General features: G+C 64.2%; 21 protein-coding genes. 12 read left to right on the top strand and 9 right to left on the bottom strand.

Annotated elements, in window-relative coordinates:
• Window positions 1–15 precede the first annotated feature (15 nt).
• The 3 genes from AOC05_RS08785 to AOC05_RS08775 all read right to left on the bottom strand — a co-directional run bounded on the left by AOC05_RS08785 (window position 16) and on the right by AOC05_RS08775 (window position 2,826).
• On the bottom strand, window positions 16–717 hold the full coding sequence (locus tag AOC05_RS08785; protein WP_062006901.1) for a type 1 glutamine amidotransferase domain-containing protein: 702 nt from the start codon (window positions 715–717) through the stop codon (window positions 16–18).
• Window positions 718–807: 90 nt separating this feature from the next.
• Entirely contained in the window at window positions 808–1,848 is a 1,041-nt protein-coding gene (locus tag AOC05_RS08780) for an NAD(P)-dependent alcohol dehydrogenase (protein WP_062006900.1), read from the bottom strand.
• A 72-nt stretch (window positions 1,849–1,920) separates the two neighbouring features.
• Window positions 1,921–2,826 (bottom strand): helix-turn-helix domain-containing protein, encoded by a 906-nt coding sequence (locus AOC05_RS08775; protein WP_062009558.1) that lies wholly within the window; start codon window positions 2,824–2,826, stop codon window positions 1,921–1,923.
• Between the two features lie 256 nt (window positions 2,827–3,082).
• Between AOC05_RS08775 and AOC05_RS08770 the strand changes: the two genes are divergently transcribed.
• The 4 genes from AOC05_RS08770 to AOC05_RS08755 all read left to right on the top strand — a co-directional run bounded on the left by AOC05_RS08770 (window position 3,083) and on the right by AOC05_RS08755 (window position 5,156).
• Window positions 3,083–3,577, top strand: coding sequence for a MarR family winged helix-turn-helix transcriptional regulator (locus AOC05_RS08770; RefSeq protein ID WP_230085271.1), 495 nt, complete (start codon window positions 3,083–3,085; stop codon window positions 3,575–3,577).
• A complete protein-coding gene (locus AOC05_RS08765; RefSeq protein WP_062006899.1) occupies window positions 3,574–3,996 on the top strand; it encodes an organic hydroperoxide resistance protein in 423 nt (140 codons plus the stop codon). Before AOC05_RS08770 ends, AOC05_RS08765 begins: the two co-directional genes overlap by 4 nt.
• A 51-nt stretch (window positions 3,997–4,047) precedes the next feature.
• Window positions 4,048–4,449 carry a hypothetical protein gene (locus AOC05_RS08760; RefSeq protein WP_062006898.1) on the top strand — a complete coding sequence of 134 codons (402 nt, stop codon included), beginning with the start codon at window positions 4,048–4,050 and terminating at the stop codon, window positions 4,447–4,449.
• A 347-nt stretch (window positions 4,450–4,796) separates the two neighbouring features.
• Complete coding sequence (locus AOC05_RS08755; RefSeq protein WP_062006897.1) at window positions 4,797–5,156, top strand: hypothetical protein; 360 nt, start codon at window positions 4,797–4,799, stop codon at window positions 5,154–5,156.
• A gap of 14 nt (window positions 5,157–5,170) precedes the next feature.
• Here the strand turns inward: AOC05_RS08755 and AOC05_RS20785 are convergent, their stop codons facing one another.
• Entirely contained in the window at window positions 5,171–5,353 is a 183-nt protein-coding gene (locus tag AOC05_RS20785) for a DUF6855 family protein (RefSeq protein ID WP_420480384.1), read from the bottom strand.
• 1 nt (window position 5,354) lies between these two features.
• Here AOC05_RS20785 and AOC05_RS08750 point away from each other — a divergent pair, with 1 nt between their 5' ends.
• The 7 genes from AOC05_RS08750 to AOC05_RS08720 all read left to right on the top strand — a co-directional run bounded on the left by AOC05_RS08750 (window position 5,355) and on the right by AOC05_RS08720 (window position 13,931).
• Window positions 5,355–5,540 carry a hypothetical protein gene (locus tag AOC05_RS08750; RefSeq protein WP_154605568.1) on the top strand — a complete coding sequence of 62 codons (186 nt, stop codon included), beginning with the start codon at window positions 5,355–5,357 and terminating at the stop codon, window positions 5,538–5,540.
• Window positions 5,541–6,272: 732 nt separating this feature from the next.
• On the top strand, window positions 6,273–7,076 hold the full coding sequence (locus tag AOC05_RS08745) for a FadR/GntR family transcriptional regulator (protein ID WP_062006895.1): 804 nt from the start codon (window positions 6,273–6,275) through the stop codon (window positions 7,074–7,076).
• A complete protein-coding gene (locus AOC05_RS08740; protein ID WP_062006894.1) occupies window positions 7,060–7,797 on the top strand; it encodes a cache domain-containing protein in 738 nt (245 codons plus the stop codon). Before AOC05_RS08745 ends, AOC05_RS08740 begins: the two co-directional genes overlap by 17 nt.
• A 120-nt stretch (window positions 7,798–7,917) precedes the next feature.
• Entirely contained in the window at window positions 7,918–9,351 is a 1,434-nt protein-coding gene (locus tag AOC05_RS08735; protein WP_062006893.1) for an aminobutyraldehyde dehydrogenase, read from the top strand.
• 95 nt (window positions 9,352–9,446) lie between these two features.
• Entirely contained in the window at window positions 9,447–11,006 is a 1,560-nt protein-coding gene (locus AOC05_RS08730; protein WP_062006892.1) for an APC family permease, read from the top strand.
• Between the two features lie 54 nt (window positions 11,007–11,060).
• Complete coding sequence (locus AOC05_RS08725; protein ID WP_062006891.1) at window positions 11,061–12,497, top strand: APC family permease; 1,437 nt, start codon at window positions 11,061–11,063, stop codon at window positions 12,495–12,497.
• A 63-nt stretch (window positions 12,498–12,560) separates the two neighbouring features.
• The gene (locus AOC05_RS08720) at window positions 12,561–13,931 is read left to right on the top strand and encodes a flavin monoamine oxidase family protein (protein WP_062006890.1); all 1,371 of its coding nucleotides are present in this window, start codon (window positions 12,561–12,563) and stop codon (window positions 13,929–13,931) included.
• Between the two features lie 74 nt (window positions 13,932–14,005).
• Here the strand turns inward: AOC05_RS08720 and AOC05_RS08715 are convergent, their stop codons facing one another.
• The 5 genes from AOC05_RS08715 to AOC05_RS08695 are packed head-to-tail and all read right to left on the bottom strand — an operon-like array spanning window position 14,006 to window position 20,060.
• Window positions 14,006–14,878, bottom strand: coding sequence for a 3-hydroxyacyl-CoA dehydrogenase family protein (locus tag AOC05_RS08715; RefSeq protein ID WP_062006889.1), 873 nt, complete (start codon window positions 14,876–14,878; stop codon window positions 14,006–14,008).
• Between the two features lie 28 nt (window positions 14,879–14,906).
• A complete protein-coding gene (locus AOC05_RS08710; RefSeq protein WP_082357869.1) occupies window positions 14,907–15,968 on the bottom strand; it encodes an isocitrate/isopropylmalate family dehydrogenase in 1,062 nt (353 codons plus the stop codon).
• Between the two features lie 7 nt (window positions 15,969–15,975).
• Window positions 15,976–17,469, bottom strand: coding sequence for an aldehyde dehydrogenase family protein (locus AOC05_RS08705; protein WP_062006888.1), 1,494 nt, complete (start codon window positions 17,467–17,469; stop codon window positions 15,976–15,978).
• A 10-nt stretch (window positions 17,470–17,479) separates the two neighbouring features.
• Window positions 17,480–18,640, bottom strand: a complete 1,161-nt coding sequence (locus AOC05_RS08700; protein ID WP_062006887.1) for an acyl-CoA dehydrogenase family protein — start codon at window positions 18,638–18,640, stop codon at window positions 17,480–17,482.
• Between the two features lie 34 nt (window positions 18,641–18,674).
• Window positions 18,675–20,060 carry an aminotransferase class III-fold pyridoxal phosphate-dependent enzyme gene (locus AOC05_RS08695; protein WP_062009554.1) on the bottom strand — a complete coding sequence of 462 codons (1,386 nt, stop codon included), beginning with the start codon at window positions 20,058–20,060 and terminating at the stop codon, window positions 18,675–18,677.
• Window positions 20,061–20,176: 116 nt separating this feature from the next.
• Between AOC05_RS08695 and AOC05_RS08690 the strand changes: the two genes are divergently transcribed.
• Entirely contained in the window at window positions 20,177–21,664 is a 1,488-nt protein-coding gene (locus AOC05_RS08690) for a PucR family transcriptional regulator (RefSeq protein ID WP_062006886.1), read from the top strand.
• The last annotated feature ends 40 nt before the right edge of the window (window positions 21,665–21,704 follow it).

Here is a 21,704-nt window from a genome sequence, read left to right as displayed (position 1 = left end):
GAGGCCCTCTTGTTCTCACTCAGCCAGCGCTGCGATGACAGCCTTAGCCACATCTTCGCTGGACTGCGGGTTCTGGCCGGTAATGAGGTTGCGGTCGCGGACCACGTGGCTGTTCCATGCTGGCCCAGATTCCACGATGGCTCCCTTGTCCCGCAAGACCGTTTCCACGAACCACGGCGTGTTGGGGCCGGTGCCGCCGTTCAATTCCTCCTCGTCGGTAAAGACCGTAAGGCGACGGCCAGCGAAAACAAATTTGCCGTTTTCATCGGTGGCACTGAGCAGACCGGCGGGAGCGTGGCAGAACGGTGCAATGATGCGACCGGCTTGGTCGGATTCGATCAGGATCTTACCCAGGTCCGCATCCGTGAAGAGATCCGCCATGGGTCCGTGGCCGCCGGGCATAACGATGGCTTCGTAGTCGGTGACTGTGACGTCGGCCAACACCAGTGGCTGGGATAGTTCGGTATCAATGGCTGCGATATAGGCGCGGAAGCCGTCAGCCTTTTCGATACTTCCAGCCGCCTCAGCGGTGAGGCTGACCTGGTCCACGGTGGGCTTCACTCCTCCTGGAGTGGCGATTTCCACGGTATGCCCGGCGCCAAGCAGGGTTTGGTGGGAGGCCACCAGTTCTTCGGCCCAGTAGCCGGTAGGATGCTCGCTACCGTCGCGCATCGTCAGTGAATCGGCGGCCGAAACGACCATGAGGATCTTTGCCATGTTATTCTCCTGTCAGCCGTCGCTTCCGGCGGTCTGTTGTGGTGGGGTTGGATGTTTGATGAAACCGCTCTGCGGCGCCCTCAGCCCGGCCTAGAGCGTTGCGGTGTCGATGACGAAGCGGTAGCGGACGTCGGAGGCCAGGACGCGTTCGTAGGCGTCGTTGATTTTGCTGGCCGGGATAACTTCGATCTCGGCGCCGATGCCGTGTTCGGCGCAGAAGTCGAGCATTTCCTGGGTTTCCTTGATGCCGCCGATCGAGGAGCCGGCGAAGGTGCGCCGTGCCCCGATCAAGGAAAACGCTTGTACGGGCAGTGGCTCGGCCGGGGCGCCTACGCTGACTAGTGCGCCGTCGAGCTTGAGTAGCTGGAGGAAGGCGTTGATGTCGATGACGGCGCTGACGGTGTTGATGATCAGATCGAAACTGCCGGCGAGGTCGGTGAAGGTGTTCTGATCGCTGGTGGCGTAGTAGTGGTCGGCGCCCAAGCGCAGGCCGTCTTCCTGCTTCTTCAGCGACTGAGAGAGCACGGTGACGGTGGCACCCATGGCGTGGGCGATCTTCACGGCCATGTGGCCGAGTCCGCCCAGGCCCACGACGGCGACGTTCTTGCCGGGGCCGGCGCCCCAGTGGTGCAGGGGGGAGAATGTGGTGATTCCGGCGCATAGCAGCGGTGCGGCGACGTCGAGCTCCAGGGCGTCCGGGATGTTTACGACGAAGTTTTCGGTCACGACGACGTGGCTTGAGTAGCCTCCTTGTGTGATGGTGCCGTCGCGGTCCATGGCGCCGTAGGTGCCTGTGTTGCCTTTGAGGCAGTACTGCTCCTCGCCGGCGTCGCAGTTGGCGCATTCGCCGCAGGAGTTGACCATGCAGCCCACCCCTACCCGGTCCCCGACTTTGTGACGGGTCACGTCCGAGCCGACTTCGCTGACGATGCCAGCGATCTCGTGGCCCGGCGCCAGCGGGTACTGCTGCGGGCCCCAGTCACCGCGGACGGTATGGATGTCGGAATGGCAGATGCCGGCGAACTTGATGTCGATCAACACGTCGTGGGGGCCGACGTCACGGCGCTCGATGGTGGTGGAAATGAGCTCGCCGGTGGCGGAGGGCGCTGCGTAAGCCTTGACTGTAGGCATTATTAACTCCTGTTATTGATGTGAAGGAAAGGTTTTAAGGGGTCGGTGATTAGGTAAAAAGTGCGTGTCTGGTCAGCGGCGCAGGGCATCCTTGGTGTTGCGGTCCCCTTGGACGTCGGGGTCTGTTTGGGCGCCCTTGTTGGTTGCGGCCCAGCTGGCCAGCAGTCGCAGGCCGTCTGCTGACGGAGACCCCGGCTCGGCACTGTAGGCGAACATCGTCAGGCCGGGGGTAGCTGTGAGCTCCAGCGCGTTGAAATGCAGCTCCAGGTCGCCCACCGCAGGGTGATGGATGGTCTTGGCCCCGCTGCGGTGGTGGCGGACGTCGTGTTGAGCCCACCGCTTGCGGAATTCATCACTTCGGGTGGATAGCTCTCCCACCAGATCGGTCAGGCACCGATCAAAGGGGTCGCGCCCGGCTTCCGCGTGCAGCATGGCCACTACCGTGTCGGCGGCCTGGTCCCAGTCCGTATACAGGGATTGCGAGCGGGGATTGAAGAAGACGAACCGGGCGTAGTTGAGCTGGTGCGTTTGGTCTTTGTAGGCCTCGGAGTACAGGGCTCGTCCGAGGTCGTTGACCGCGACAACATCCAGATACCCGTTTTGCACGAACGCGGGGATCCCCACCATCCCGTCGAGGATGTGCTGGATGCTGGCATTGATTTCCTTGGCGGGCTGACGCCGCGTACGGGGTGCGGGGCCTGCGGCTCGGGCCAGGTTGAACAGGTGCTGGTGTTCAGCCTCGTTGAGCCGCAGAGCGCGGGAGATGGACTCCAAGACGGAATCGGAAACTCCTGCCAGGCTGCCTCGCTCCATACGGGTATAGTACTCAACGCTCACGCCCGCCAACATGGACACTTCTTCACGACGTAGCCCGGGAACTCGCCGGATTCCGCCAAACGTTGGCAACCCTACTTGTTGTGGTGTGAGCTTCGCCCGCCGGGATGAAAGGAACTCACGGATCTCGCTGCGGTTGTTCATAACAACCACGTTACGTCCAACGCCCGGGTCGGTGGGAGGCCCTGACAGGGCCTGTGAGCGGTGCCACAACCAGTGCAGGGGGGCACGGGAAACTCTCCCGGTGTCCGATACCGCCGGAAGTCGGCACACCGTCAGGGAACTGCCACCGGCGCTGGAGTTGAAGCGGCCGGAGGCGCCGCCTCTGGCGCCACGCCGGCCTGCTTGGTTGCAGTCCATATAATTTGTGCACAAGTTACTTGTGTGCAAGAATTCAACTATGGATGACAGCGAGAGTTTCACGAAGGACGGTTCTGATCCCCTAGATCAGATGGTTTGTTTCGCGCTGTATGCTGCCGCGCGGGCGACAAACCGTCACTACGTTGCCCTTCTGAAGCCATGGGGACTGACGTATCCACAGTATTTGGTCTTGGTCTTGTTGTGGTCACACCGATCCTTGGCGGTCAAAGACGTCGCCGGGCACTTGAAACTGGATTCGGGTACTACCTCACCGCTGATCCGAAGATTGGAGGCTAGGGGTTTCCTCATACGGGAGCGTTCAACGGATGATGAACGCGCTGTGATCGTCTCCTTGACCGAAGCCGGTTCGGCTTTGCGGGAAGAACTGGCGCACATTCCAGGATGCGTGGCAGCCGCAACCCAGCTCAGCTTGGCAGACGGAAAATCGGCGCTCTCTTTGCTTCACGATGTAGCTTTCAACCTCTCCAGCGCACCTGCGCAGGTGGGCCACTTTCAGGAAAGGCACAACAAATGACACCCCTTTACACAGCGGAGGCACTCTCCACCGGAGCTGGCCGTAATGGTCGCGTCGCGACCACCTCGGGCACGGTCAACTTGGAGTTGGCGATTCCCAAGGAGATGGGTGGATCGGGCAATGGCGCGAACCCTGAAGAACTATTCGCCGCCGGTTATGCTGCATGCTTCCACTCTGCATTGCAGATGGTTGCGCGCAACCAGAAAGTAGCCATCTCGGACACCTCCGTGGGTAGCCGCGTGCATCTGCTGCCCAACGGCTCCGGTGGCTTTGTTCTGGCAGTCACCCTCGAGGTAGTTATCCCCGGGATGGAGCACGATCAGGCGCAGGCCTTGGCAGATGCAGCTCATCTGGTTTGCCCGTATTCCAATGCCACCCGCGGCAATATCGAAGTCACGGTCAACGTCACCGACGACTGATCCCCCAGGTAGAATCGGACGCGGTCCCCGGCCGCCCAAGCAAGGAGTCCCATGCACAGCCTCACCACCATTCCCCGGACGATCAGCCGGCTGGCCCTCGGCGGCTTCCTTCTCAGTGCGGGGATCGGCCATCTCGGCAAACACCGGAAGGAATTCCAGGCGCAAGTGCCGGACTGGATGCCCACGTCGAAAGACGCCGTTGTTCTCGCCTCCGGCGGGATCGAGATTGCACTTGGTACGGCACTTCTGACCTCGACCCGACATAGACCTCGGGTCGGGCGGGTCACGGCGTTGTTCTTCGCCTTGATCTTTCCCGGCAACATCAACCAGCTCGTCACCAAAACGTCGGCCTTTGGGCTCGACACAGACTGGAAGCGTGCCATCCGCCTTCTCTTCCAGCCTCTTTTGGTCGTCTGGGCGCTATGGGCCACACGCACCGTCCACAATGCGTAAAGCCTTCCACCTGCATCGAAGGCGCCTGCCATAACAGGAGTACCTGCCAAAAGTGGGCGAATGCTGCAGGTATCCGTCCCCAGCGGTCATACACACAAGCGGAGCAGGGCCAGTCTGCTGGGTTGAACGCAGCACCGCTAAGGAATGGGCTAAACGTGCCAGCAGTCCACCAACGAACCCTGGACCACGATATGGCCGTAGTCCCACACAGTACCGTGGCGGCGTGGGACAGAACCATGTCCAGTGGAAATTCTTCCTGCCAACATGTTCATCACACTTACCATAATCATGCGTGGAATCTCCTCAATCCTCTGTTGTTCGATCCGGTTGCAGGTTAAGCTCAGTCCATGGTGATGGATCCAGTGGAGGCGAATCCGCAGAATTATCGGATCGTATTTGAGAACGACAGGGTTCGTGTGCTCGAGTACACGGACACGCCAGGGCATGTGACCATCGAGCACCACCACCCGGACAGTGTGATGATTACGGCCAGCACGTTCCGCCGCCGTCTGTCATCCAACGAAAAAAGCGTCGATGTGGAATTGCGTTCTGGCCAGGCACGCTGGCTGTCTTCCCAGAATCATTACGGAGAAAACATCGGGGAAACGGACACCCACGCGTTCTTTGTTGAGCTCAAGGAGCCGGCCCGGGATTCACCTCAAGTCCAAGGCGGCTCCTTGGGCCCGGAAGGCCCTGAAAGCTCCTAGGGTGAGCCCCGGGCCTAGAGCGCAAGAAACCGGTTGTTCCGTTGGTTCTGTTCGTCCGCGCTGCCGAGTGCCACCCCTTGACCGTGGTCATCTAGCGCGGCATGCAGATCGGCAACAACCCTTAGTTGCGACTTCAACACGGCCGTGCCAACGGTGCAGGCCATACGCGGCGAAGTGGTGCTTTCCTCTCGATACATCGTGTACTCAGTCCCTCCCGGCCGGTCCGCGGCCAACATGCTCTTCTTGGCCGCGGAGCTGTGGGGGAGGGGCCTTAACTTGAATGTGCTGAACCTCGGTGGCGGGACCGTGGACACTGCCACCCCCATGGGAGGGATGATCTCTACCGTCGTGGCTGCGCGGGCCCAGATGGAGCTGGACATCTAGCGCGAACGGATCACTGATTTGGTGTCCAACCGCTGGGCTGCGGGCAAGGACTTAGGTGGTTGTCGGGTGCGGTACACCGACAGTCTGGTCGGGAACGACCGCCGACTGATTGACGGAGGACAATCAATCGTGCCCCGGGCCGGACTCGAACCGGAGTCCAAGAGAAACTCAGTAGCCTCATGCCAAAAGCCTCCACTGTCCGCTAAAAACCTTGTATTTCCGGGGGAATGCGGGGTGGATGGGCTCCTTTGGCATGTCAAGGATGGCCATTCCTTGTGGTTGAGAAACGGGAGTGAAACGTGACGTGGAGCTTCCAAATATCGTCGAACCGTCTCTTGGACTGCCGGTAGCAGTCTTGAATCTTGCTTGTGGCGCATTTTTGCGTCGGGAAATGAGCCGACTTGCGAACGAGTAGCAGGTTGCCTCGCAGAACGATCCGCGACCGCTTGCGGTGCTGCGGATCCAAAAAATTAGATGTTAATCAAAGCGGGGTCAGACCCTTCCGCGAGCAATGACTCACACGTCAAGTGTGAACCAAACCTTCGGTAGACCCAATTTTCCGCCGCTTTGGAAGCGGACGATCTCGCCCACGGGGGCATCGAAGGATTGGTTGGGCGGGAGTTGCGGCCGCTGCAGGCGTCGTCACGCCGGTGCCTGCGGATAAAGTGGGCGTATGAGCGCTATGACATTGACTAGATGCTATCCGGTTCCCGGTTCCCCGGATGCCGAGCAGTGACGGCTAAAATCCGGGTGGAACCTGGCGCCAGTGGTGCAAAGGCTGCAGTCTTTGCGCCTCTCGCCGGCGCCGGGCGCGTCGAACAAGTGGCCCGGCGGCTCATAGACGCCATTCTTCTGGGAGTCCTGGCGCCGGGGGACAAGCTGCCCAGCGAGGCTGAGCTGGCCAAACGCTTCGGCGTGGCCTTGGTGACGGCCAGGGACGGGTTGGGTGTTCTCAGAGACAAGGGGTTGGTGGAAACACGACGGGGGCGGGAAGGTGGCAGCTTCGTGCTGGCTCCGGCCCGCACCGCGGACGCCCTGCTGCACGCACGGATCCGGGGCCTTGCCCGCGTGGAGATTGCCGATTTTGGTGTTTACTTCTCAGCGGTGACGGCGGCCTGCTCCGAGCGTGCCGCGAACGTGGCGACGGAGGAAGAAATCTCCCGGTTGCGCAGCTGGCTGTCGGAAGCAGGGAGCCCGAGCGGTGGCGGCACCGGGATGCCTGCCTTGAGTGGCGCGCGCACCATGGGAGGCTTCCACCTGGAACTGGCCGTCATCAGCCAGTCCCCGCGTCTGGTCAGAGAACAAATCAGGCTGCAGTCGGAATTTGGACCGCTCCTGTGGCTGGGCATGGCTGACGCATCGGTGCGGGCCGGGGTATTTGACTTGGGAACGGACATTGCCGATGCCATAGCCCGGCGTGACGCGCCTGCCGCACGCGCCGCGGTGAACCGGCAAATAGGTGAATTGACTGCATGGCTGCTGGCTGTCAAGGAAAAGCTCGAGCGGGAAGAAGGAATGCATGTTGCGACCAACTGAACTTGGCCAGCCGGCACCCGGCGCAGAATGTGCCGATGCCATCGGGAAAATCCTGGACGGGGTGTTTGGCACCTTGCAGTTGTGGAGGGTGGCGGTTGAAGACGGACTGGCGGCCGGAGTCGATGTTGACCAGCTGGCCTTTGGCCTGGTGGAGCCGGTCCTGGCTCAAAGCCACCCGCTCCTCATCGGTGCGGGCTTCATCGCCGCCCAAGGCGTGGTGAGCGAAAAGAGCGGGCTGCATTTTGCCTGGTGGTTGGGACCCCTGACTGATAATCCCATGCTCGGAACTACGTCCGTGCCCACCAGGCTGGACCTGCCGTCCAGGGAGTACGCAGACTATCTGCGTGATTTTCGTGGGCTGGAGTGGTATCGCGTGCCGGAGGCCACAGGGGCTAGGCACATCACCGGCCCCTACGTGGACCACCTGTGCACCCTGGACTACCTGCTGACCATCACTGCACCCGTGGTGAGCGGCGGTGCCATGGTCGGCGTGGTTGGGGCGGATGTGCAGGTGTTGCGCCTGGAGCATGAGGTATTGCCCTTGCTGCGCGAAGTGGGTGAACCAGCTGCCTTGGTCAGCAGATCCGGCCGTGTTGTCATATCGACAATGCCGTCGCTGCAGGTGGGATCGCTGGCCTCCGCCGCAGGCGGGGCGGCGTCACTGACGTGGTTTGACTGCCCCGGCAGCACCCTGGCGGTGGTGGTGGAAGCACGCCAATAAGATTCAAACATTCTGTTTAGGATGAATCGGGTGTACAGTTCCCTGAGGACGTGAAATACGTCACAGGGAACCGTGCATCCAGTGCATGCGTGCCCTGCATTCATCCTGAAGGGAACACCCATGAGCGTGCGCGAACTGCACAACTTCGTCAACAGTGAATCCGTCGAGTCCACGGTCACGGCACGGCTGGAGATCCTCAACCCGGCCGACGGGACCGTGATCGCTACCACGCCCATCTCCTCTGCAGTCGATGTTGCCGCAGCCTATGCGGCAGCCTCCGCGGCTTTCAGTGTTTGGGGTGAAACTACCCCCGCGGAGCGCCAGCGGGCCCTGCTGAAGATTGCCGACGCTGTGGAGGCTAGGGCGGAGGAACTGGCCGACCTGGAATGCGCTGACACGGGCAAGCCGAGGGCGGGAATTGTTGCCGACGAAATCGAGGTCATGGTGGACCAGATCCGATTCTTCGCCGGCGCGGCACGGACACTGGAGGGGCGGGCCACGGCCGAATACCTGGCCGACCATACCTCCTCGATCCGACGGGAGCCGATCGGTGTGATTGGCCAGGTGGCGCCATGGAACTATCCGCTGATGATGGCGACGTGGAAGGTCATGCCGGCGCTTGCTGCCGGCAACACGGTGGTGCTCAAGCCCTCCGACTCCACGCCATCCTCTACCCTCCTCTTCGCTGAGATCGCCGCCGAATTCCTGCCGCCGGGTGCCTTCAATGTGGTGCTCGGCGACCGCGAAACCGGGCGTGCGCTGGTTTCGGACCTAGCCGCGGACATGGTGTCCATCACCGGATCCGTCCGCGCCGGCATGGAGGTGGCCGGATCCGCCGCGGCCGACTTGAAGCGCGTTCACCTTGAGCTGGGAGGCAAGGCGCCGGTCATTGTGTTCGACGACGTGGACGTCGCCAGTGCGGTGGCAGGGATCGTCCCGGCCGCGTTCTACAACGCAGGACAGGACTGTACCGCCGCCACACGGCTGCTGGTGCATGAAAGCATCCACGACGCTTTTGTGGCAGCTCTCACTGCGGAAGTTCGCACACAGGCCAAGACCGGCGGGCCGGACGAGGAGGGAATCCTCTACGGGGCGTTGAGCAGCGAAGGCCATCTCGACAGCGTCACCGGATTCCTGCAGCGGCTGCCCGCCCACGCCACCATCGAGGTGGGCGGCAGACGCCAGGGCACCACGGGATACTTCCACGAGGCCACCGTGGTCTCCGGGCTGAATCAGGGCGATGAACTGGTTCAAAGCGAGGTGTTCGGCCCCGTGGTGACGGTGCAGAAGTTCTCCACGGACGCCGAGGCACTGGCCATGGCCAACGACGTGGACTACGGACTGGCTTCCTCCGTCTGGACCAGGGACCATACCCGGGCCATGCAGTTCGCCAAGCGCCTGGACTTTGGCTGCGTGTGGATCAACACCCACATCCCGCTGGTGGCGGAAATGCCCCACGGCGGATTCAAGCACTCCGGCTACGGCAAGGACCTCTCGCTTTACGGGCTGGAGGACTACACCCGCATCAAACACGTCATGAGCTACATCGGCTAGCAGGCGCCCGTTTGCGGGGCCAGAGCACCTAGTTCCCCAACAGCAGTTCCCAATCACCGACTTTTCTGTTCCGCCAACGCCGTCGGAAGGCCATCATGAGCAACCCCAAAAACCGTTCCGTTCCACCCGCCGAGCGCCTGGGCGACAGCGAGCACCTGGCCGTCCTGGGCTACCAGGATTCCTTTGACCGTTCCATGTCCCTCTGGGCGAACTTCGCCTTGGGCTTCACCTACCTCTCACCGCTGGTCGGGGTCTATTCGCTGTTTGCGGTGGCCATGGCGGCCGGGGGGCCCCCGTCGATCTTTTGGATCTTCATCGTCGGGTCCGGACAGATGCTGGTGGCATTGGTCTTTGGGGAGGTGGTCTCGCAATACCCCATCCATGGCGGCATCTATCCATGGACCCGGCGGCTTTGGGGTAGGCGGTATGCCTGGATGGCGGCCTGGGTCTACATCTGGGCCATGATCGTCACCATCACGGCCGTGGCGCAGTTCGGCAGCGGATTCCTTGCCAGCCTGTTCAACATTGAACTGACGCGCGGGGCAACCCTGGGCCTGAGCGTCGCGTTGCTGCTGGTGGCGCTGTTCTTGAACTTCACTGGCACCAAGACGCTGGCCAAAGTGGCACGGATCGGCCTGGCGGCCGAACTGGTAGGCGTCATCGCGGTGGGGCTGTACCTGATCATCTTCCAGCGGAAACAGGGCTTTGGCATCTTCTTTGATTCCATGGGTGTCCAGGGAAGCGGGTCCTATGGTGCTGCGTTTCTCGGCGCCGCCTTGGCCGGGCTGTTCTTGTTCTACGGTTTTGAGGCATGTGGCGACGTCGCCGAGGAAGTCGCCGACCCCGCCCGTCGGATTCCCAAGGCCATGGTGATGACCATTGTTGTGGGCGGCATCTCGGCCCTTTTCTCCTTTGCCGGCTATGTCATGGCCGCACCGGATTTGGCGGCCATTGTTGCAGGGCGCGACACAGACCCGATTCCGGCCATCCTGGAATCCTCGCTCGGTGTCGTGGGCGCAAAGGTGTTCTTGCTCATCGCCATCACCGCATTCTTGTCCTGCGTGCTGAGTTTGCAAGCGGCAGCCAGCCGGCTCATTTTTTCCTTTGCGCGGGACGGAATGGTCCCGGGGCACCGCTGGTTGGCGAAGGTCTCCGGCACCGCCAAGGTTCCGGTGAACGCGTTGATTCTCGCCTGCAGCATCCCGTTGACACTGTGCCTAATCATCTACTCGGGGCCGGACACCCTGCTGACCCAGATCACCTCCTTTGCCGTGCTCGGCATTTACCTGGCCTTCCAATCCGTGGTCCTGGCTTCCCTGCGACAGCGGATGAAGGGGTGGCGTCCGGCAGGACCGTTCAGCCTGGGCCGGTTGGGGTTCGCCATCAACGTCGCAGCCCTGGCTTATGGGGTTTTGGCCATGGTGCTGCTGGCATGGCCAGGGAATTCCGGTGTGGTGGCCAGTGACTGGACGGTCCTGATCGGGCTGGCCGTCGTGGCAGGTTCCGGTCTGCTGTACCTGTTGACGGCGAAACCGGACAGGCGCTCCACCGCACCGTCGGGCGACGCCATCGAAGTCGCCCGGAGACTGCAGGCCGGCAGGCCCGCCACAAACCAGGCCGACGGCCCAGCAGAAACCCCGGCCGCCCACCGCTAAACCAGGCCCAGCAAACTCCCCGACTATCGTGACCCCACTGAAAGCGAAGCTGCAATGGCGCAACAACGAAGCAAACTGAAACGCTCCCTGGGCCTGTGGGCCATCGTCGGGCTGGGGCTCGGCTACATGACGCCCACGGTGGTTTTTGACACGTTCGGCATTGTCTCCATCCAGACCGACGGCGTGGTCCCGCTGGCCTACCTCGTGGCCATGGTTGTCATGGCCTTCACCGCCATCAGCTACGGAAAAATGGTGCGGGTCTTTCCCAGCGCCGGCTCGTCCTACACCTACACGCGCGAAACCATGCACCCGGGGCTGGGCTTCCTGGTTGGGTGGTCCGCCCTGCTGGACTACCTGCTCCTGCCCATGGTGAACGCCCTGATCATCCGCATCTACATGGAGGCCATGGTCCCCGACGTTCCGGGGTGGATCTGGGTTGTCCTCTACGTGGCTGTCATCACCGGCGTGAACCTGTGGAGCATGGCATCGACGTCCAGGCTGAATTCGATCCTGGTCGTCTTTGAGATCACCATGATTGTGGTCTTCGTTGTGCTGGCCACCATGCGGCTTTCGGAGGGCGTGGGGCAGGGCACCATCTTCACACTGGAGCCGCTCTTCCACCAGGGCGTGGAACCGGTAGCCGTGTTGACCGGGGCCACGGTGGTCTGTTTCTCCTTCATCGGTTTCGACGCGATCACCATGTACACCGAGGAGGCCAAGGACCAAAAGACCATGCCGCGGGCCATCCTGCTGACACTGGTCATCGGCGGCGGCATCTTCTTCGTTGCGGGCTGGTTTGGCCAGTCGGTGTTCCCCAATGTGGATAACTTCCAGGTCACCGACGACACCCTGCCGGAAATGGCGCTCTATGTGGGCGGGCAGGTCTTTCAGCTGGTCTTCGTGGCCGCAGCGTTTGCGGCCACGGTGGCCTCCGGGCTGGCATCTCACGCCAGCGTCTCGCGGCTGCTGCTGGTCATGGGGCGCAATGGCGTAATGCGCCCGCAGCGCCTGTTCTCCTATGTCCACCCCCGCTTCCACACCCCCACATTTGCCGTGGTGGTGGTGGGTGCCGTTTCCCTGCTGGCCATCACGCCGTCGCTGGAGTTAGTCTCCTCCATGATCAACTTCGGCGCACTAATTGCCTTCACCTTCGTCAACCTGTCCGTCATCGCCTATTTCGTGTTCCGGCAAAAGAAGTACAAGACGGGCAAGGACATCTTCTCCTACATCGTCCTGCCGCTGCTGGGGGCAGGCCTGACAAGCGTGCTCTGGGCTTTCCTGCACGCCGACGCGCTGATCGCCGGCGGTGTGTGGCTGGGCCTTGGCATCATCTATCTGGCATTCCTGACCAAGGGCTTTCGCCGCAATATCGGCGACTTTGCCCTGGAGGAGGCTCCCGACGGCGGGGACGACGACGGCGCCGTCGGAGACGGCAGCGTGGCCGACACCCTGCTCGCCCAGGGCGCGGCGGAGCCGGACCGGATTCACTGACAAACCAATTTTTCACACCCATCCCCATTACACCGCCGAATGCGGCACTAAAGGAAGAGAACCATGGAAATCATTGAACGCGACGTTGTCATTGTTGGAGCCGGCACGGCAGGCCTGAACGCAGCCAGGGACCTGCGGGCGGCCGGACTCTCCGTGGCTGTGCTGGAAGCCCGCGACCGTGTGGGCGGGCGGACCTGGACCAACACCATCGACGGCGCCATGCTGGAAATCGGTGGGCAGTGGATTTCGCCGGACCAGGAAGCCCTGCAAGAACTCGTGACGGAACTGGGGCTGGAAACGTTCAGCCGCTACCGCGAGGGAAAGTCGGTCTATGTGGCCCCCGACGGCACGCGCAGCGTCTACGACGGCGACATGTTCCCGGTCTCTGCACAGACGGGCGCGGAAATGCAGCGCATGATCGGCATCCTCGACTCCCTGGCGGCGGACATTGGTGCCAGCGAGCCGTGGGCCCATCCGCGCGCCCGGGAGCTGGACACCATCTCCCTTCGCGAGTGGATGAGCCAGACCAGCGACGACGAGGAAGCCTGCGCCAACATCGGGCACTTTTTGGCCGGTGGTATGTTGACCAAGCCCTCACACGCCTTTTCCGTGCTGCAGGCCGTCTTGATGGCGGCCTCAGCCGGATCGTTCTCCAACCTGGTCGACGAGAACCTGCTGCTGGACAAGCGGGTCGTTGGGGGAATGCAGGGCGTGTCCTTGGCGATTGCCGCCCAACTAGGTGCCGACGTCGTACTTGACTCGCCCGTGCGCACACTGAACTGGTCCGGTGATGGTGTGTCCGCGGTGTCCGACCGTGTGAGAGTCAACGCCCGGTACGCCGTGATGGCGGTCCCGCCTAACCTGTATTCGCGGGTGAGCTTCAACCCGCCGCTGCCGCGCCGCCAGCACCAAATGCACCAGCACCAGTCACTGGGGCTGGTCATCAAGGTGCATGCCGTGTACGAGACCCCGTTTTGGCGTGAAGAGGGGCTCTCCGGCACCTGCTTCAGCCCCAACCTGCTGGTGCAGGAGATCTATGACAACACCAATCACGGGGACACCCGCGGAACCCTGGTGGCCTTTGTGCCGGATGAGAAGGCGGACGCCGCCTTTGAGCTCGACGCCGCGGAACGCCGGAGGGTGATCCTGGCGGACTTCGCAACCTCGCTTGGTGCGAAGGCGCTGGAACCGGCGGTGTACTACGAGTCGGACTGGGGTTCCGAGGAATGGACCAGGGGCGCCTACGCCGCCAGTTACGACCTGGGCGGTCTGCACCGGTACGGCGCCCACCAGCTCACGCCTGTCGGCCCGATCTACTGGGCGTCCTCGGACCTCGCGGCGGAAGGTTACCAGCACGTGGACGGCGCGGTGCGGATCGGGCGGGCCACCGCGGCGAAGATCGTGGCACGGGACGCGGAGTCGCGGGCGGTCTGAGCGGGGCCCGGCCGGCCACCGGTCGGCCGGCCTATCAGTGCCGGGCCGGCCGTGAACCGCCGGGAAGCATCTCGCTAGTGATCGTAGGTGTACCAGCCGGCGCCGCTCTTGCGGCCCAGCTTTCCTTCCCTGACAAGAGACATGACGGCGTCGTTGGGGGCATCTGCGGGATCGCCGGTTTCTGCATGGGTGGCGCGGGCGATGTCGGTGACGACGTCCAGTCCCACCAGATCCATGAGCTCAAAGGGTCCCATGGGGTGGCGGAGGGCGCCCTTGGCGGTGGTGTCGATGTCCTCCCTGCTGGCCACGCCGCCGGCCAGTAGGGCCAGGGCCTCCCTTTGTACCGCGCCCATGAGGCGGTTGGCGATGAAACCGGGGACTTCCCTGTTGATCAAAACCGGTGACTTGCCCAGGCTGCGGGCTAGGGCCATGGTGGTGTCCACCGTGGCCTGGGAGGTGCCGGGATGCCGGACCACCTCGACGCATTCCATGACCAGGGCCGGGTTGAAAAAGTGCATATTGCACACCCGGTCCGGCCGACCGCTCGCCGCGGCGACCTTGGACGAGCCGAGAGTGGAGGAGTTGGTGGCCAGGATGGCGTGTTCGGGCGTGAGCCGGCCAAGGACGGCAAAGATTTCCCGCTTGATCTCCAGCCGCTCCGTGGCAGCCTCAATGACGAAGTCGGCGGACGACGCGACGGCATCAAGTTCGGTGCTGAACCGGAGCCGGACATGGGCGGCCGCTGCGGCGCCGGACCCCAGTTTTCCGGATTGAACCATCTTGTCGGTGCGCGTGCGAAGCTGTGCTGCGGCGGCATCGAGCTGGGTGCGTGAGACGTCGTTGATGCTGGTGGCGTAGCCGGCGAGGGCTGCCGTCATGGCAATCTGTGCGCCCATCGCGCCAGCGCCGATGACAAGGATGTGTGTGCTGCCGGGGTTTGCGTCCATGCTGGTTCCTTCTGTCGTGTCGGGTCCGCTAACGGGGTGCCGCGGATGCGTGGTGGCGTGAAATATGCCGGCAGAGCTGCCCGGTGAGGTGTTGCAGGCTGCCCGTGAGGGACAGGGCTCCTCCTGCTTCCGGGTTAGCGGAAGGGACGACGGCGTCAACGGCTGTGCGGATGGCCTGGGCGCCGGCGTGCTCGCCAATAAACTCGAGCAGCATCGCAGCGGCCAGGATCTGGGCCGTGGGATTGGCGGAGTCGGTGCGGGCCAGGGCCGGGGCGCTGCCGTGAGCCGGTTCGAAATACGCGGCGGAGGCTCCGATGTTGGCTGCCGGGCACATGCCCAGCCCGCCCGCGGTGGCGGCCCCGACGTCGGAGAGGATATCGCCGATGAAGTTTTCCGTGACCAGCACGTCAAAGCGGCCCGGGCAAATGATCAGCTGGTACGCGGCCGCGTCGGCATACAGGTAGTCGGCCTCAATGAACGGATACTCGGCGGCGATCTCGGTGAAGATCTTGCGGAAGAGGGCATAGCTGCGCAGCACGTTGCTTTTGTCCACGCACGTGACGCGGCGGACGCCGTCGGCCTGGGCACCTGTGCGCACCGTGGCCAACTCGAAGGCCTTGCGGACTATCCGCTCCGTGCCCGGGCGCGTGACCAGCAACTGGTCCGAGTGAGCCCAGTCGTTCCCGACGCCGCAACCGCGCGAGGCGTACAGGCCCTCGGTGTTCTCCCGCACCAGGACGTAGTCGATCCCCGCGCCCGGCGACCGGACCGGGCGGATGTTGGCGTAGGCGTCAAGCCCCCGTCGCAGGACCCCGCCCAGTACCCCGGCCTCCGTTCCGTCCGGGCTGCGGACACCAGGCAGCCCCGCCGGGCCCTTGAGCGTGGCGTGGTACATGCTCCGGATGCGCTCCAGCGCCCCGGCGCCCAAATTGCTCCCGGTGCGCAGGTAAGTTCCGGCGCCGCCATCCTCCCACCGGAAATCCAAGGTGAAGGTGCCGGCAGCAGCAGCGTTGAGGACGGCGACGGCGGAATCGATGAGCTCGGGGCCGATGCCGTCCCCGGGGATGAGCCCGATCAGGTAGCTTTTCACGGCGCGGCTACGACGCCGGGAGGTGGCCGCCGCGCAGGTACACGGTGGTGGTGTGGGTGTAGAACTCCTTGGCGCTCTGCCCCTGTTCCTTGGGTCCGTAGCCACTTTTTTTGGCTCCGCCAAAGGGGACGTGCGGGTCGGCGCCGGCAGATTCGGAGTTCACGTGCAGGATTCCCACGTCGAGTTCGTCCATGCCCTCCAGCGCCTGCCCCAAGTCCTGGGTGAACAGCGCGGCGGAGAGCCCGAACTCGCTGTCATTGGCCAGCTCGAAGGCGGCCTGGACGGAACTGGCGCGCCGAACGGTGAGTACGGGGCCGAAGAGTTCCTCGCGCCACACGTCCGCTTGTGCTGCCGCCGGCAGCTCCAGGATGGTTGGGGCCACGAAGTAGCCGCTGTTGAGCTGCCCGTCAGCATAGGGCACGCCGCCTGTGAGCAGGGATGCGCCCTGGTCCAGCGCCCCGTCAATGCCGCGTTGAATGGATGCCCGTGCCCGGTCGTTGATGACCGGACCCATCTGGGTCGCGTGCTCGGTCGGGTCGCCCACCACCAGGGCCTCTGCTCTGGCCCGGAGGTCGTCCAGGAATTCATCGGCGACGGCGTCCGCCACGATCAGCCGCGAGGTGGCCGTGCATTTTTGGCCCGAGGACCGGAACGCGCCCAGCATGACCTGTTCGGCTGCCAAAGCAAGGTCGGCGTCCGCTAGGACGATCGCGGCGTTCTTGCCGCCCATTTCGGCCTGGATCGGCACGCCCCGGCTGGCTGCTGCAGCGGCAAGGCTGCGGCCCACCCCTGTGGACCCGGTGAAGGAGAGCCCGTCTAAGGCGGGGTGTTCGACCAGTGCAGTGCCCACGGGGCCCGGGCCGATCAGCAGACCCAGCACTCCAGCTGGCAAACCGGCCGTCTCCAGCGCCTGTGCCAGACGCATGGCCAGCAGCGGGACGGTGCTGGCAGGCTTCCAGACGACGGCGTTGCCGTAGGTGAGGGCCGGGGCGATCTTCCATGCCGGGATGGCGATGGGGAAGTTGAACGGGGTCACCACACCGACCACGCCCAGCGGCTTGCGGGTGACCAGGATTCTTTCGCCACGGCGAGGGGAGGAGTAGATACTCCCGGCCTCGCGGTCGCCGTCGTTGCCGTAGTAGCGGAAGATCTGCGCGGCGCGCAGCACCTCACCCTGCCCCTCCGCCAGCGTCTTACCCTCCTCCCGGGCCAGTTCCCGCCCCCAGACGGGGGCATTCTCCTCCAAGATGGCAGCGGCGCGCAGCAGCACGGCACCGCGTTCGTGGGCGGGGGTGCGGGCCCAACCGTGCTTGGCGGCAACGGCACCTGCCATAGCGCGGTCGACGTCGGCCGCTCCGGCGTGCAGCCCGTGCGCCACCGTTTCACCCGGCCGGGCGGGGTTGACGGAGGTGAAGGCTTCACCGCTGCCCTGGAACCAGGTGCCACCGATGAAGTGCTGGAGTTCAACGGCCGGGGACTGAGCTGAGAGTGTGGTTGTCATGAACTGCTCCTTAGCGGAAGGCTGGGATGCCGGTGATGTGGTTGCCGAGGATCAGTGTGTGGACTTCGTCGGTGCCTTCATAGGTCCGCACGGATTCCAGGTTGTTGGCGTGGCGCAGCGGAGAGTATTCCAGTGTGATGCCGTTGCCGCCGAGCATGGCCCGGGCGTCGCGGCAGATGGTGATCGCCTCGCGGCAGTTGTTCAGTTTGCCGGCAGAGATGTGGTGCGGCTTGAGACGGCCGGCTTCCTTGAGGCGTCCGATCTGCAGAGCGAGCAGCATGCCCTTGTTGATTTCCAGTGCCATGTTGACGAGCTTTTGCTGGGTGAGCTGGTAGCCGGCGAGGGGCTTGTCGAACTGTAGGCGTTCCTGGGAGTAGTTGACCGCTGTTTCGTAGCTGTCCCTTGCGGCTCCCATGACCCCCCAGATGATGCCGTAGCGGGCTTCGTTGAGGCATTCAAAGGGGCCGCGCAGGCCCTTGGCGTTGGGCAGCAGCGCGGTGGCGGGCAGCCGGACATCGGTGAGTTCGATGTCGCATTGGATCGAGGCGCGCATGGAGAGCTTGGCTTCGATGGGCGTGGCCTTGAATCCGGGGGTGTTGGTGGGAACGATGAAGCCGCGCACGCCGTCGGACGTCTGCGCCCAAATAATGGCGATCTGTGCGATCGAGGCCAAGCCGATCCATCGCTTGGAGCCGTTGATGACCCAGTCCCCGCCGTCCCGTCGGGCAAAAGTTTTCATGCTGCCAGGGTCCGAGCCGGCGCTGGGTTCGGTCAGTCCAAAGCAGCCTATTACCTCGCCGGCGGCCATCCGGGGGAGCCATTCGTCCTTCTGCTCCTCGGAGCCGTGCTTGTGGATGGCGCTCATCGCCAAGGATCCTTGGACGCTGACGAAGGTGCGCAAGCCGGAGTCGCCGGCCTCCAGCTCCATGGCGGCGATGCCGTATTCGACGGCGGACCGTCCGGGGCAGCCGTAGCCCTGCAGGTGCATGCCCAGCAGGCCTAGCCCGGCCATTTCCCTCACGATGTCCTGCGGGAACACCGCGTTTTCAAACCAGTTGGCGATGTTGGGGCGGATGCGTTCGTCCACGAAGCCGCGGACTTTCTCGCGCATGGTCAGTTCCCCGGCCGTGAGGAGGGAATCGATGTCGAGCAAGTCGGATGGTTCGGTCATGATGTTCTCCAAGGGTTTGCGGGAAGGGGGGCTTTTAGGCGGAGGCCAGTGCGGCTGTGTTGGCCGCATCCGGCCGGGCATTGTTGGCTGCTGTGATGGCCCCGCGCAGGACCTGGAGCCCGTCGCGGAGCAGTTCCTGTCCGATGACCAGCGGCGGCAGTAGTCGGATGACATTTCCGTCGGTGCCGCACACCAGGACCAGGACTCCTTGGCCGTGGCAGGCTGCGGCGACCTCGGCGGCCAGGGCTGGCAGGGGCGCCAAGGTGGCCTTGTCGGTGAATTCGAGGGCCAGCATGGCGCCCCGGCCGCGGAATTCGGCGACGACGGACGTCTCCGCTACCAGGGGTTCCAGGATTTCGCGTGCCGTGGATTCAATGGTGTTGGCGTTCCCCAGCAGGGTGCCGTCCTCGAAGGCCTCGAACACGCCCAGGGCCGCGGCGCATGCCACCGGGTTTCCGGCGTAGGTGCCGCCCAGGCCGCCCTTGTGGACGGAGTTCATGATGTCGGCGCGGCCGGTGACGGCGCTCAGCGGCAGTCCGCCGGCCAGTGCCTTGGCCGTGAGCGTGAGGTCACCCGCCACGCCGTCGTGTTCGCTGGCGAAGAGCGTTCCGGTCCTGCCCAGGCCTGTCTGAATTTCGTCCATGACCAGGACTATGCCATGCCGGGTGGCCAGTTCGCGCAGGCCTGCCAGGAACCCTGGTGCGGGGACGAGGAAGCCGCCCTCGCCTTGAATCGGTTCGATGACCATGGCGGCAAAGGTCTCCGGGCCGTTTTCGTCCAGCAGGGCCTCCACGGCCTTCAGCTCTGAGGTGGCTGTAGCTTCCGCCCCACGGGCCCACAGCCGGGTGGCGGTGGGGGCCCGGAAGACCTCGCCCGGGAACGGGCCGAAGGTGAGCTTGTACGGGTTCTCCTTGGCCGTCATCGCCAAGGTGAGTAGGGATCGGCCGTGGTAGGCGTCATCGAACACCAGCACCCGCTCCCGGCCGGTGGCGGCGCGGGCGATCTTGACGGCGTTTTCCACAGCCTCGGCCCCGGTGGTGAAAAGTGCGGTGCGCTTGTCGAAGTCGCCGGGGACGTGGGTGTTGAGCCAGGCGGCGACCTGCGTGAAGGAGTCGTATTCGGTGACCATGAAGCAGGTGTGGGTGAACCTGCCCATCTGCGCGGCCACCCGGGTCTGGACGTGGGGATTGCTGGCACCAACGCTGGTCACGGCGATGCCGGCGGCCAGGTCGATGATGCGGTTGCCGTCCACATCTTCAAGGATGCCGCCCCCGGCGCGGTTGATGAAGACGGGCAGGGCGACGCCGAATCCGCTGGTGACGTGGGCTTCGCGTTCCCGGTGCAGGGCCGTTGACGCGGGGCCGGGGATGGCCGTGGCGAGGTGGCGGGTCTGCGGGAGTGTGTCCTGGATCAATGTCATGTCCTCCAAGTTATTGCCTACCCACGCCGGGCGCATTGGACATTCCATCCAAGTATTATTCTTTTCTTGTTCAAAATGTCCCTATGATGGGAGTCACTTCATTGAAAGGCACGTTTGTGATTAGTCTGGCGCAATTGCACCACTTGCTCGGCAAGGACCTACGCCCGGCGTCGGGAAACACGGTGGCGCGGCGGAAGGTTTCCGGGGTACACATTTCGGAACTGGAGGACCCCACTCCGTACCTCGAAGGCGGGGAATTGCTGCTCACTACGGGCATTCCCCTGGCCGGGCCGGCCGCCAAGGTGCCGGCGTACGTCCAGCGCCTCGTGGACCGCGACGTGGCCGCTCTGGGGCTGGGGCTGGGAGCCGGGGTCGATGAAGTCCCATCTGCCCTCATCGATGCCTGCAAGGCGGCCGGATTGGCACTGGTGCTGGTACCCGACGGAACACCCTTCATGAACGTCTCGCGCGCCTACTGGGACCTAGTGGGCCGGGAGGACCAGGCGGATCTGGCGGCTAGCCTGGGCACTCAGACGGCCCTTGCCCGGGCTGCCGCGCAGCCCGACGCGCTGGCCTCGGTGATCAAGGCGCTGGCCCAGGCGCTGGGCGGTTGGGCCGCGTACCTGCCTGCCGATCACGGGACGGAGACGTTGTGGCCAGAAGCCAACCGCGCCGTTCTGGGGCCGCTGCGCGCCGAGGCGTCCCGGCTGAACATGGGTGCGGCGCACTCCGCAGCCACCTTCCAAATCCATGGCGCGGACGTGGTGGAATACCCCGTGCTAGTGGGACGGCGGGCGGCCGGGTTCCTCGCGATTGGAGCAGGGCGCAAGCTGAACCGCACGGACAGGCAGGTCATCCTGACGGTGTGCGTGCTGCTGTCGATCAAGGCTGCGCAGGCCCAGGAAAGGGACGCCATGGCCGCAGCCCTGGGCTCCGCCGTGACCAAGCTGTTTCTGGCCGGGCACGTTGAAGCCGGCCGGGCCCAGGCCCTGGACCTAGGGATTGCGGTGCCCCGCGGCGCAGTGCGGATGCTGGTGGTCCGGAACTCGGACGACGGCGCGGCGCTCGCCCAGACTCTCGCATCACAGCTGGCAGCGGAGTCCGGATGGTCTGCGGCAGGTGCCGCCCTAAAGGACAGCCGCCTGCGGCACACAGCCGGGGATTTGAGTTACTGGCTGCTGGATGCCGACCACGCTGGCGGCGGCACAGTCGCGGCCGGTCGCAGGCAACCCGCCGGCGCGGAGTTTGCTGCTGTGTTGAGCCAGCCCATGGCCCTTGAGCGCGTGCGGGATGAGGGGGCTCAGTTGGCGGCACTGGCCCGGGGCTTGGATGTGGGCCGAATCCAGGAGGTGATGCCGGGGTCGCTGGATCCGCGCGTCCAGGACTGGGTGTCCGCTCTGCGCGGTTATGGGCGTGCAGACTTGGTGGCCACGGTGCGCTCATACCTGCGGCACCGGGGGCAGTGGGAAGGCGCCGCCCGAGAATTGGGGGTGCACCGCAATTCCCTGCGGCACCGCATGGGCATCGCCGCGACGTTACTTCAGGTTGATCCGGACGATCCGGACGTGGCCGCCAACCTGTGGCTGGCCCTGCGCGCGGAGTAGTCCAGCACCGGCACGCCGGTCGGGGTCAACCGCTGGACGG

It is taken from the genome of Arthrobacter alpinus, from assembly GCF_001294625.1.
Taxonomy (GTDB): Bacteria; Actinomycetota; Actinomycetes; order Actinomycetales; family Micrococcaceae; genus Specibacter; species Specibacter alpinus_A.
The sequence above is the reverse complement of the archived record's forward strand: the minus strand, read 5'-3'. Positions and strand labels throughout refer to the sequence as shown.